7 protein-coding genes and 1 pseudogene are annotated in these 12,619 nt (G+C 74.7%); 4 read left to right on the forward strand and 4 right to left on the reverse strand.

Annotation, left to right across the window (positions count from 1 at the left end):
- Positions 1 to 456: 456 nt before the first annotated feature.
- Positions 457 to 3,852 (forward strand): S8 family serine peptidase, encoded by a 3,396-nt coding sequence (locus ABT048_RS40960; RefSeq protein ID WP_350526740.1) that lies wholly within the window; start codon positions 457 to 459, stop codon positions 3,850 to 3,852.
- A 90-nt stretch (positions 3,853 to 3,942) separates the two neighbouring features.
- Here the strand turns inward: ABT048_RS40960 and ABT048_RS40965 are convergent, their stop codons facing one another.
- The gene (locus tag ABT048_RS40965; RefSeq protein WP_350526741.1) at positions 3,943 to 6,453 is read right to left on the reverse strand and encodes a YfhO family protein; all 2,511 of its coding nucleotides are present in this window, start codon (positions 6,451 to 6,453) and stop codon (positions 3,943 to 3,945) included.
- Between the two features lie 229 nt (positions 6,454 to 6,682).
- On the opposite strand from ABT048_RS40965, the gene ABT048_RS40970 reads away from it, so the two are divergent.
- The 3 genes from ABT048_RS40970 to cimA all read left to right on the forward strand — a co-directional run bounded on the left by ABT048_RS40970 (position 6,683) and on the right by cimA (position 11,072).
- Positions 6,683 to 7,723 carry a 3-isopropylmalate dehydrogenase gene (locus ABT048_RS40970; protein WP_350526742.1) on the forward strand — a complete coding sequence of 347 codons (1,041 nt, stop codon included), beginning with the start codon at positions 6,683 to 6,685 and terminating at the stop codon, positions 7,721 to 7,723.
- 215 nt (positions 7,724 to 7,938) lie between these two features.
- Positions 7,939 to 9,051: a branched-chain amino acid aminotransferase gene (locus ABT048_RS40975; protein WP_350526743.1), complete on the forward strand. Its 1,113-nt coding sequence runs from the start codon at positions 7,939 to 7,941 to the stop codon at positions 9,049 to 9,051.
- Positions 9,052 to 9,467: 416 nt separating this feature from the next.
- Complete coding sequence (gene cimA, locus ABT048_RS40980) at positions 9,468 to 11,072, forward strand: citramalate synthase (protein WP_350526744.1); 1,605 nt, start codon at positions 9,468 to 9,470, stop codon at positions 11,070 to 11,072.
- A 67-nt stretch (positions 11,073 to 11,139) separates the two neighbouring features.
- On the opposite strand, the gene ABT048_RS40985 is transcribed toward cimA, so the two are convergent.
- The 3 genes and pseudogenes from ABT048_RS40985 to ABT048_RS40995 form a co-directional block, all read right to left on the reverse strand.
- Positions 11,140 to 11,724, reverse strand: coding sequence for a GTP-binding protein (locus tag ABT048_RS40985; RefSeq protein WP_350526745.1), 585 nt, complete (start codon positions 11,722 to 11,724; stop codon positions 11,140 to 11,142).
- On the reverse strand, positions 11,705 to 12,364 hold the full coding sequence (locus ABT048_RS40990) for a DUF742 domain-containing protein (RefSeq protein ID WP_350526746.1): 660 nt from the start codon (positions 12,362 to 12,364) through the stop codon (positions 11,705 to 11,707). The genes ABT048_RS40985 and ABT048_RS40990 overlap by 20 nt, the downstream gene beginning before the upstream one ends.
- Positions 12,365 to 12,525: 161 nt before the next feature.
- Positions 12,526 to 12,619 (reverse strand): annotated as a pseudogene (locus tag ABT048_RS40995) (roadblock/LC7 domain-containing protein); the annotation flags it as partial.

Consider the following 12,619-nt stretch of genomic DNA (forward strand, 5'->3'; position numbering starts at 1 on the left):
CGCGGGCGGCGCTTCTCCAGCAGGACGTTCGGGTCTGCGGCCGGGCCGCCCGTGACGGTGAGGGTGGCGGTGGGCCGGGTGCGGCGGCGGCGACCGCCACGCCCCCGCCGCCCCCGCCGCCGCCCCCGTCCGCGCCCCGCGCCGCCGTCGGGCCGCCGAGCGGAACAGCTACGCTGCCGCTGCGCTGCAGCGCTCGCTGGACCGCCGGGACAACGGCGGTGTCACCGGCCACCACTGAGCCGAGCCACGGGTGGCGTTCATCGGGCTACTGGGCCGGACGGGTTGACGGTCCGTCACCCCGTAGAGTGCAACATCGGTCCGTCCGGGGGAAGTTGCTCGCCCGGCCCGGCGCGATCATCCTAATTTGGGGCCCCCGGAAGGGTGATCGACGGCCGCGCGGGCGGGCGTCAGCGGCACGGAGTGCGGATCAGTCCCCCTGCCGGGGGAGAGGGCCCAGTGCGTCTGCCACCCGTCCGCCGACCCGTCGCCCGGATCGGCCTCACCCTGGCCCTGCTGGCCGGGAGCGCCGTCCTCGCCGCCACCCCGGCGGCAGGCGGCCAACCCACCGCAGGACCACCCACCGCAGGACCGCCGACCGCAGGACCGCCGACCGCAGGACCGCCGGCCGCAGGATCCCCGGCGGCCGGTCGAACGGCCTCCGTGCTGCTCGAACTCACCACCGAAGCGGCCGGCCCCGCCTGGCGGCGCGCCGCCGACGGGGCCCGACGGGAGCAGCGCTCCCCGGAGGCCGTCCGGCGGGAGGCCGCGCAGGCCGGTGCCGCCCAGCGGGCCCGGGCCGGGGACGCGCTGTCGCAGCTCGCCGGGGCCGTCCACCGGACGGCTCCGGCCGCCCGCGAGCTCTACCGCACCCACACCCTGCTCACCGGGCTCGCGGTCAGCGCCCCCGCCGACCGGTTGCCCGCGCTGCGGGCGCTGCCCGGCGTCCGGGCCGTCCACCCGATCGTCAACAAGCGGCGCGACAACGCCTACTCCGTCCCGCTGACCGGCGCTCCGCAGGTGTGGTCCGGTGGCGCGGCGCCGGCCGGCACCACCGGCGCGGGCGTGCGGATCGGGATCGTCGACAGCGGCATCGACTACACCCACGCCGACTTCGGCGGGCCCGGCACCGAGGAGGCCTTCCGTTCGGTCGAGCGCGGCAAGCCCGCGCCGGCCGCGCTGTTCCCCAACGCCAAGGTGGTCGGCGGCAAGGACCTGGTCGGCGACGACTACGACCCCGACCCGGCCTCCCCGCGGTACCAACCCGTGCCGCACCCCGGGGACAACCCGATCGACTGCGTGCGCAACGGGCACGGCACCCACGTCGCCGGCACCGCCGCCGGGTACGGCGTCACCGCCGACGGCCGGCCGTACACCGGTCCCTACGGCCCCGGGCTGGACCCGGCCTCGTTCCGGATCGGCCCCGGCGCCGCCCCCGGCGCCCAGCTGTACGCCATCCGGGTGTTCGGCTGCGACGGCTCCACCGACCGCCTCGCCCAGGCCCTCGACGTGGCCGCCGACCCGAACGGGGACGGCGACCTCGGCGACCGGCTGGACGTCGTCAACCTCTCGCTCGGCAGCAGCTTCGGCAGCGCCGACGACACCGACGCGCTGGCCGTCGACCGGCTCGCCGCGCTGGGCACCGTCGTGGTCGCGGCCGCCGGCAACGAGGGCGACGTGTACGGCATCGGCGGCAGCCCCGGCACCGCCGCCCGGGCGATCACCGTCGCCGCCTCCGTCCACGGGCACGCCGACGTGGACGGCGTCACCGTGCTCGCCCCCGCCGCGCTGGCCGGGGTCGTCCCGGCACACTGGAGCGAACGCTACGAGGGGTGGGCCACCGCCGACGTCGGCGGTGAACTCGCCCTGCCCGCCGACCAGTCGGACGGCTGCGCCGCCTTCGACGAGGCCGACCGGCAGCGGCTGGCCGGGAAGGTCGCCCTGCTGGCCTGGACGACCAGGGACGCCGACCGGGCCTGCAACTCCGGCCCGCGCGCCGACCACGTCGCCGACGCGGGCGCGATCGGCGCGCTGTACGCCGCCGACTCCGACCACCTCGCGGAGATCGCGGGCGACGACCGCGTCCCCGTCGCCCTGCTGGCCCGCGCCGACGGGGAGCGCCTGCGCCGGGCCGTGGCCGCCGGGCCGGTGCGGGTCCGGCTCGCCGCCCCCGGCAACCGTCTGCACGGCTCCGTGGCGCAGAACCAGCCTGCCCGGGTCGACACCCTCACCGACTTCACCTCCCGCGGCATCGGCGTGCCCGGGGTGGTGAAGCCCGACCTCGCCGCCCCCGGCGAGACCATCTGGTCCGCCCTGGTCGGCAGCGGCACCGGCGGCCAGCGCGAGAACGGCACCTCGATGGCCACCCCGCACGTCGCCGGGCTCGCCGCGCTGGTCCGCGCCGCCCACCCGGACTGGCCGGTCGAGCAGATCAAGGCCGCGCTGATGAACACCACCGCGGACACCTACGTCGGCGACGACCACAGCGGGCCGGTCTACGGGCCCGAGCGCACCGGCGCCGGGCGGGTCCGGGTCGACCAGGCGGTCCGCACCCCCGTCGTCGCCTACGCGGCGGGGCAGGGCGCCGAGGAGGGCGGCGTCGGGGTCTCGTTCGGGCCGGTCGAGGTCGGCGGGCCGACGGCGCTCGTGCGGGAGATCGAGGTCCGCAACCACGGTGACTCGCCGTTGAGTTACCGCACCGGCTACGCGGCGGCCACCGAACTGCCCGGCGCCTCCTTCACGGTGGCCCCGGAGCGGGTCGACGTGCCGGCGGGCGGCACGGCGCGGGTACGGGTCAGGCTGTCCGTCCCCGGGGAGTTGGGCCGCGCGCCCGACCCGACCATCGACACCGTGCAGGGCGGCAAGGCGCGCAGCTACCGGGGCGAGCTCTCGGGGCGGGTGCTGCTGACGCCGGTCGCGGGCGGCGCGCTGCCGCAGCTGCGGGTCCCGGTGTTCGCCGCGCCGCGGCCGGCCTCCGACCTCACGGTGACGGCCGCCGTCCGCACCGTGCGCGACCGCACCCTCGTCACGCTCGGCGGCAGCGCCGCGCCCGGGGCGACGCCCGGACTGGTCACCGCCCTCGCCCTCGGCGGCGAAGGAGCCCGCTGGGCCGACTGCCCGCCCGGCAGCGGCACCGCCGTCGGGCCGGGCGCGGGCATCCGGCCCGACGGTGCGGGGGAGGGGGCGGACCCCGGGCAGGACGTCTGCGTCGAGCACCCCGGCGAACGGTCCGTGAACCTGCGGGCGGCCGGCGCCGCCGTCGACTCCGAACTGCTGTACGTCGGCGCGCAGGTGTGGGCCCCGGCAGCCACCCCGGTCGGGCTGTACGGGGTGCGGGTCGCGCTGGACACCGACGGGGACGGCAGCACCGACGTCATCCTCAAGGCCGACCGGCAGCGCGGCAGCGACGTCCTGGTCTCCCGCGCCCTCGACGCCCGTACCGGCGCCGAGCTCGACGTCCAGCCGCTGAACGCCCGCTGGGGCGACACCGACACCGCGCTGCTGGACAGCGACGTCGTGGTCCTGCCCGTCCGGCTGAGCGCCCTGCCCGGTGTCGGCCCCGGCCGCAGCACCGTCCACTACGGCGTCTGGACCGGCGTCGCCGGCCCCGGCACACCGGATCCGGCCGAGGCCTACGCCGCCATCGGCCTGCGCGGCACCCGGCCGGCCGTCCCGGTGGACGTCCTGCAGCCGGCCCTCGACGCCCGGGTCGGCCTCACCGGGCCTCCGGCGGTCATGGCCCCGGTCGGCCCCGGCGCCGTCCTCGCGGTGCACCGCACGGCGGGCTCCAAGCTCCTGCTGCTGCAGCACCTCAACCCGGGCGAGCGGCGGGCCCAGGTGCTGACCCTGCCCTGAGCCGCGGCAGCCGATTGACGGGGCGGCCCGCCGACACCGGTCGGCGGGCCGCCCCTGCGCGTTGCGGTCGCCGTGCGCGTTGCGGGCGTCCTACGCGTTCCCGGCGTCCGTGGCGTCCGTGGTGTTCTTGGCGTCCCCGGCGGCGCGCCGCTCGCGGCGCGGGGTGCGGGTGGGGCGGCGGGAGAGGCGGGCGAAGACGGCCACCAGGCCGAGGGCGGCGACGGTGGCGGAGCCGACGGTGAGGCCCTCCGTGAGCCCCGGCGGGCGGAACGAACAGGCGATCCGGGAGGCGCCGGGGCCGAGGGGCACGCCGATCATGCCCAGCACCGGGGTGGGGGCGGAGGCGCGGCCGCCGTCGACGGCGCAGGTCCAGCCCTCGGTGGCGGGGACGGCGAGCAGCGCGGTGCCGGTGGAGCCGACCGGGAGGGTGGCCGCGAGCGTGTGCCCACCGGCGTCGACGCGGGTGGCGCCGCCGGCGGTGAGGCGGGCGACGGCGGCCTCCAGGGCGCCGGTCCGCAGACAGCCGATCGGGCGGGCCGGGACCTGGCTGACGGTGTCGGAGCGCAGTGTCACCCGGACCACCCCGTCCGCCGGGACGGTCCCCAGCCGGTGGATCGGCACGGCGGTGGTCGGCTGCTCGCCGTCGCTGCGGTAGGCGGCGCCCAGGGCGCTGACCGTGCCCCGGTACCAGACGCCGTGGAAGAACGCCGTCGACCCGGGCGTGCAGGCGGCGGTGAGGACGGTGCCCTCCTCGCCGGGCGGCACCGACCAGCCGCTGGTCCCGTGCAGGGTGGGCGCCGGGCCGCCGGCCGGGACGGGCAGCGGGGCGTCGTACACCTGGCTGCCGAGCAGCGACTCCTGCCGGGACCAGACCGAGGAGGTGTCCGGGCGGGCACCCGGGGGCAGCACGGTGACCAGCGGCGGCGCGGCGGCCCGGACGGGCGTGAAGCCGTACGGCGGCGGACCGTCGTCCAGGTGGGCGCGGACGGCGAACAGTGCCTGCCCGACCGGGTCGGTGACGCTCTCGGTCTGCCGCCCGCCGGCGGTCCAGCCCGCGCCGAGGTCGTGCAGCAGCAGGGCCGCGACGGTCGGCAGGTACCCGCTGAAGTAGCCGCCGCCCTGGCCGCCCAGCAGCAGCGGGTCGTTGGTGGTGAAGGCGTGCGGGCCGGGGTCGCTGCGGCCGCGCGGCCAGTCCTCGGCCGCGCGGACCGCCGCGTGTCCGGCCCGCACGGCCGCCGGCCGGATACTGCCGGAGGGGGCCGCGCCGAGCGCCGCGTACCCGGACCAGACGGCATTGCCGAACACCGCGCCGCCGATCACCCAGGTGGCGACGGTGTTCGCCCGGCGGTCCGGGTGGCGGCGGTCCAGGACCCACAGCGCGGCGAGCAGGACGGTGCCGCCGACGGCCAGCAGCACCCAGGTGGCGGTGCGCACCGAGTGCAGGCCCGCCGCGACCGAGGCGATCACCGCGACCACGGCCGCGCCGCCCAGCAGGGTGAGCCGGTCCGGCCGGTGCGCCAGCGACACCCAACCGGCCAGCACCAGCAGCCCGCTGAGCACGAAGGCGACCCGGTACGGCCCACCGGCCGGGATCGCCAGGCCGTGCCACACCAGGACGGTCGGCGTCCAGACGAAGCCGAGCACCACCAGCACCAGCGCCGCGCACCAGGCCGCCCGCTCCCGCGGCCGCACCCTCCGGTTGAAGGGCAGCCCGCACACCAGCAGCAGCCCGAACAGCCCGATCGCCACGTCCGGCAGCCCCCGCCCGCCGTGGGTGGCGGGCAGCAACTGGGCGAGGTGGCCGCCCAGGCCGGACGGGCCGAGCGGCTCCACCGGGGACTCGGGCTGGGCGCGCTGCGCCGCCTGCACCGCGACGAACAGCACCGGGGAGGCGAGCAGCACCCCGGTCGTGGCCATGGTGACCGCCCGGCCGGTGGCCCGGACCCGTTGGCGCAACGGCCGTGACGTGGCGAACAGGCGGACGGCGAACAGGAGTCCGGCCGCCAGGGTGGCCAGCGCGGCGGTGTACAGGTTGCCCGCCCAGGCCAGCGCGACGCAGAGCGTGCCGGCCACCCAGCGCCGCTCGCGCAGGCACCAGTCGGCGGCGAGGCCGAGCAGCGGCAGCGAGACCAGGCCCCAGAGCCACATCGGCGCGGCCCCGCCGACGTCCAGCACCCAGGCGCACAGCCCGTACCCGACGGCGGCGAACGCCCGCAGCCAGTGCGGGCCCGGATGGAGGCGGCCGAGCAGGCGGGCCATCAGGGCGGTGCCGAGGCCGATGGTGGCGAGGGTGACCAGCAGGACGGCGAGCTCGCCCCGGTCGCGAGGGAGAAACGCGGTGAACCAGGAGAACGGGTTCATCAGGTAGGCGAAGAAGTCCGCCAGGAACGGGACGCCGTACCCGCTGTTCCAGTTGAACAGCACGTCCCCGGTGGCCTCCCCGTGCAGCAGGTCCCACAGGTGGGCGTGGTACGGCACCGCGACCTCCTCCGCCCCGGCCGGCCACCGCCCGCGCAGCCCCAGTGCCAGCGCGTACCCGCCCATCGCCAGGGCGGCCGCACCCCCGCTGACCAGCACCTCCCGCCGCCGCTCGCCCTGCACCCACGCGCCCCGTTCTGCCAGTGACCCCGGACCTCGCCACCCTAAGCGCGCCCCCAGCGCGAGCCACGACGTACGCGCTCCGTCGAAGGAGTGATGAAGTGGCACCGGCTCTGCCGGCCTGTGAAGGTGTCGCCGTGGCAGCAGACATCGACCCGGTGCCGCCACTCCTGTGCGTCCGGATGGTGGACGCCAGGTGTCAGCCCCTGGGACGGCGGAGTAGGGTCCGAGCATGTCTCGCACCATTCGTCTCGCAGTTGTCCCGGGTGACGGCATCGGTCAGGAAGTGGTGGCCGAAGGCCTCAAGGTCCTGGGTGCCGTGCTTCCCGCCGATGTGAAGCTGGAGACCACCGAGTACGACCTCGGGGCCCGGCGCTACCACCGGACGGGGGAGACGCTGCCGGACGACGTGCTGGCGGAGCTGAAGTCGCACGACGCGATCCTGCTGGGTGCCATCGGCGACCCGAGTGTGCCGTCGGGCGTGCTGGAGCGCGGGCTGCTGCTCAAGCTGCGGTTCGCCTTCGACCACCACATCAACCTGCGTCCGGGTCGCCTCTTCCCCGGGGTGCGGTCCCCGCTGGCCGGCGAGCCCGACATCGACTTCGTGGTCGTCCGCGAGGGCACCGAGGGCCCGTACGTCGGCAACGGCGGCACGCTGCGCACCGGGACGCCGCAGGAGGTGGCCACCGAGGTCAGCCTGAACACGGCGTACGGCATCGAGCGCGTGGTGCGCGACGCCTACCGCCGGGCGCAGGCGCGGCCGCGCAAGAAGCTCACCCTGGTGCACAAGAACAACGTGCTGGTGCACGCCGGGCACCTGTGGACGCGGATCTTCGCCGAGGTCGGCAAGGAGTTCCCCGAGGTCACCACCGACTACCTGCACGTCGACGCGGCGACGATCTTCTTCGTCACCCAGCCCGAGCGCTTCGACGTGATCGTCACCGACAACCTGTTCGGCGACATCCTGACCGACCTCGCGGCCGCCGTCACCGGCGGGATCGGCCTGGCGGCGAGCGGCAACATCAACCCGAGCGGTGAGTTCCCGTCCATGTTCGAGCCGGTGCACGGCTCGGCGCCGGACATCGCCGGCCAGGGCAAGGCCGACCCGACCGCCACCGTGCTGTCGGTCGCCATGCTGCTGGAGCACCTCGGCTTCGCCGCCGAGGCCACTGCGGTCGAGGCCGCCGTCGCGGCGGACCTGGCCGAGCGCTCCGGTACCCGCAGCACCTCCCAGGTCGGCGACGCGCTCGCCGGTCGAGTATCGGGCGGCTGACGAGCCGGACCGACAAAAGGTTTCCGGCCAGGTGGGCCGGACCGCATAACCGCAGCTCGCGGCTCTGATAGGAGCCGGTGGCTGTTCGGCACGGCCCTCTGGATGCGAGTATCGACAGTGGGCCGTGCCGTTGTGCGCTCGTTCCGGCGTTCGATCGCCGAAACGTCCCTGCAGCGGTGGCGGCCCGGACCAACCCCACGGTGAAGGAAACAGCCATGAGCACGCCCACCCAGGCGCCCATCACGTTCGACCTCAAGCCCTCCGCCCACCCGCTGCCCGCAGCGGAGCGCGAGGCCCGGCTGACCAACCCCGGCTTCGGCCGCGTCTTCACCGACCACATGGTCACCATCCGCTGGACCGAGGGCGTGGGCTGGCACGACGCCCAGCTGGCGCCGTACGCGCCGCTGGAGATCGACCCGGCGAACATGACCCTGCACTACGGCCAGGCGATCTTCGAGGGCCTGAAGGCCTACCGCCAGGCCGACGGCTCCATCGCGACCTTCCGCCCGGAGGCCAACGCCGCCCGCTTCCAGGCCTCGGCCCGCCGCCTGGCCATGCCGGAGCTGCCGGTCGAGACCTTCGTCGAGGCCGTGGAGCTGCTGGTCCAGCAGGAGCAGGAGTGGGTCCCGAACGAGCCGGAGCAGAGCCTCTACCTGCGTCCGTTCATGTTCGCCACCGAGGTCGGCCTGGGTGTCCGCCCGGCCAACTCCTACCTCTTCATGATCATCGCCTCGCCGGCCGGCGCCTACTTCCAGGGCGGCATCAAGCCGGTCTCGGTCTGGCTGTCCAAGGAGTACGTCCGGGCCGCGCCCGGGGGCACCGGCGCCGCCAAGTGCGCGGGCAACTACGCCGCCTCGCTGGTCGCCCAGGCCCAGGCCGCCGAGAAGGGCTGCGACCAGGTCGTCTGGCTCGACGCCGCCGAGCACCGGTGGGTCGAGGAGATGGGCGGCATGAACCTGTACTTCGTCTTCGGCGAGGGCGAGGACGCGAAGATCGTCACCCCGGAGCTGTCCGGCGCGCTGCTGCCCGGCATCACCCGCGACTCGCTGCTCCAGCTCGCCTCCGACCTCGGCTACGCCGTCGAGGAGCGGAAGATCTCCACCGACGAGTGGCAGCGGGCCAACGCCGACGGCACCCTCACCGAGGTCTTCGCCTGCGGCACCGCCGCCGTCATCACCCCGGTCGGATCGGTGAAGTCCGCCGCCGCCGACTGGACCGTGGGCACCGGCGAGCCCGGCCCGATCACCATGGAGCTGCGCAAGGCGCTGCTGTCGATCCAGGGCGGCCAGACCCCCGACACCCACAACTGGCTGCACAAGATCGTCTGATCCGCGGGCGCCCGCATCGGCACCCGCATCCGCATCCGCACCCGTACCGGCTCCGGCCCGCCACGTTCCGCATCGCGAGACGGGCGGGCCGGATCCCGGGGGCTGTGCCAGACTGCCGACGTGTCCTCGCTTTCGCCGATTATTGGCAGCAGGCGCGCCGGTCCGCAGTGACCGCTCCCGCAGGACCCGATGCGGAGCGACCACGAGCGTCCAGACCCGCGCGCAGACCTCTCGCACCCGCGAGGGGTCTTTTGCTTTTGGGGCGAGGCCCCGACGAGCAGCCACCCGGACCGGCCGAGAGCCCCCACGAAGGGCTCGGGGACACCGGGGCCGCGCGCGAGATCCTGGACAGTGGAGCCGGGACCAGAAGACCGGCCGGAGCAGTACGAACCTCCCCGAACGGAGAACCAGGGGTCATGACCGAGGTCAGCCGTACCGACGACAGTTTCCACGTGTTCGACACCACGCTGCGCGACGGCGCCCAGCGTGAGGGCATCAACCTGACGGTGGCGGACAAGCTGGCCATCGCCCGGCACCTGGACGAGTTCGGGGTCGGCTTCATCGAGGGCGGCTGGCCCGGGGCCAACCCGCGCGACACCGAGTTCTTCGCCCGCGCCGCCGCCGAGCTGGAGCTGCGGAACGCGCAGCTGGTCGCCTTCGGCGCCACCCGCAGGGCCGGCGGCCGGGCCGCGGACGACCCGCAGCTGGCCGCGCTGGTCAACTCCGGCGCCCCGGTGATCACCCTGGTCGCCAAGTCGCACGACCGGCACGTGGAGCTGGCGCTGCGCACCACCCTGGACGAGAACCTGGAGATGATCCGGGACAGCGTCGAGTTCCTGCGCGCCCGGGGCCGCCGGGTGTTCATCGACTGCGAGCACTTCTTCGACGGCTACCGGGCGAACCGGGAGTACGCCCTCGCCGTGGTCCGCACCGCGCACGAGGCCGGGGCGGACGTGGTGGTGCTGTGCGACACCAACGGCGGGATGCTGCCCGCCGGCGTCCGGGACACCGTCGCCGACGTCCTGGCCCGGACGGGCGCCCGGCTCGGGATCCACGCCCAGGACGACACCGGCTGCGCGGTGGCCAACACCCTGGCCGCGGTGGACGCCGGGGCGACCCACGTCCAGTGCACCGCCAACGGCTACGGCGAGCGGGTCGGCAACGCCAACCTGTTCCCGGTGGTCGGCGCGCTGGAGATCAAGTACGACCGCCGGGTGCTGCCCGAGGGACGGCTGGCCGAGATGACCCGGATCTCGCACGCGATCGCCGAACTGGTCAACCTGACCCCCTCCACCCACCAGCCGTACGTCGGCTACTCGGCCTTCGCCCACAAGGCGGGCCTGCACGCCTCCGCGATCAAGGTCGACCCGGACCTGTACCAGCACATCGACCCCGAGCGGGTCGGCAACACCATGCGGATGCTGGTCTCCGACATGGCCGGCCGGGCCTCCGTCGAACTCAAGGGCAAGGAACTCGGCTACGACCTGTCCACCGACCGGGACCTGGCCGGCCGGGTGGTCGCCAAGGTGAAGGAGCAGGAGAACCTGGGCTACACCTACGAGTCGGCCGACGCCTCCTTCGAGCTGCTGCTGCGCGACGAGGTGCGCGGCAGCCGGGACCGCTTCTACACCCTGGAGTCCTGGCGGACCATCAGCGAGCAGGGCCCGAACGGGATCTCCGGCAACGAGGCGACCGTCAAGCTCTGGGCGAAGGGCGAGCGCCGGATCGCCGTCGGCGAGGGCAACGGCCCGGTCAACGCGCTGGACCAGGCGCTGCGCACCGCGCTGGAGGGCATCTACCCGCCGCTGGCCACCTTCGAGCTGGTGGACTACAAGGTCCGCATCCTGGAGGGGCAGCACGGCACCGGGTCCAAGACCCGGGTGCTGATCGAGTCCACCGACGGCACGTCCACCTGGTCCACCGTCGGCGTCGCCGACAACGTGGTCGCCGCCTCCTGGCTGGCGCTGGAGGACGCGTACACCTACGGTCTGGTCCGCGCCGGCCTGGAGCCCACCGAGTAGCCGGCCCGCGACGTGCCAGTGGCCCGCCGGACTCCGCGTGGAGTCCGGCGGGCCACCCGTGCCTGGGTCACCGCAGTCGGGCGAGCAGGGCGTGTTCGACGAGGGTGATGAGGGCGCTCTTGGCGCTGTCGCGGCGGCGGGCGTCGAGGGTGATGACGGGGGTGTCGGCGCCGAGTTGGAGTGCTTCGCGGACTTCGTCGGGGGTGTGGGGCTGGTGTCCGTCGAAGCCGTTGAGGGCGACGACGAAGGGGAGTCCGCTGTTCTCGAAGTAGTCGAGGGCGGGGAAGCAGTCGGCGAGGCGGCGGGTGTCGACGAGGACGACGGCTCCGATGGCGCCGCGGACGAGGTCGTCCCACATGAACCAGAAGCGGTCCTGTCCGGGGGTGCCGAACAGGTAGAGGATGAGGTCCTCGTCGAGGGTGATGCGGCCGAAGTCCATGGCGACGGTGGTGGTCGTCTTGCCGGAGACGTGGCTGATGTCGTCGATGCCGGCGGAGGCCGAGGTCATGACGGCTTCGGTGCGCAGGGGGTTGATCTCGGAGACGGCGCCGACGAGCGTGGTCTTGCCGACACCGAAGCCGCCCGCGACGACGATCTTCGCGGAGGTGGTGGCGCGGGTGGGGGCGGCCGCGTTAGAGCTTGCGAAGTCCACTGAGGACCCTTTCGAGCAGCGTGACGTCGGGCTGGTTTCCGGATTCGCCGCCGGAAGCGGGCTGGTGGATGGCGACCAGGCCGGCCTCGGCCAGGTCGGCCACGAGGATGCGGGCCACTCCCAGGGGAAGGGAGAGCAGCGCCGAGACCTCAGCGACGGATTTGACCTCCGTGCACAGCGTGCAGATCCGCTGGTGCTCGGGGAGCAGGGTGGCCAGGCGCTGCGGATCGACGTCGGCGGAGACCAGGGCCTCCAGCGCGAGTTCGTAGCGCGGCCGGGTGCGACCGCCGGTCATCGCGAACGGACGGATCAGCGGGCCGGCGTCGGGCTCGTCCTCGAACTCCTCCACGTGCCCGGGCTCCTGGGCCGGCCGGTAACCGGGCGCCGGGTCGGGCACCGGTGCCGGGTTCGGGTAGCCGGGCGCGGGGGCACCGTAGGAGGGCTGCTGCTGGGCGTACTGCTCGTACTGGGCGTACTGGCCGTACTGCTCTTCGGGCCGGGCGTACGGCTGCTGGGGCTGACCGTACTGGTGCCGGCCGTACTCCTGACCGTGGCCGACGCCGGGAGATCCGAAGGCGTCATGGCCTGTGCCAGGGTACGGAAGACCGTACTGGCCGCTGCGGTCGTCGGGCGGTGTCACGGTTCCTCTCCTCACAGGGTGCGGCGGTGCGGTTCGGGCTTCGGAGCGAGTCCGGAGCCGGTGGTGCGAAGGCCGTACAACGTCCGAACCCGAGCCCGCCGAAGCGGGCCCGGGAAGGACGCGGAGGTACTTCGAATACCTGGACGGTATCCGACGAACCGTCAGTGCAGGAGACTGCCCTGGAGTTCCGCGCGAAGTGCGGGGGTGAGGACGGCGCCGGCGCGGTCGACGAGCAGGGCCATCTCGTAGCCGACG

The organism is Kitasatospora sp. NPDC096140, from assembly GCF_040303045.1.
Classification (GTDB): Bacteria; Actinomycetota; Actinomycetes; order Streptomycetales; family Streptomycetaceae; genus Kitasatospora.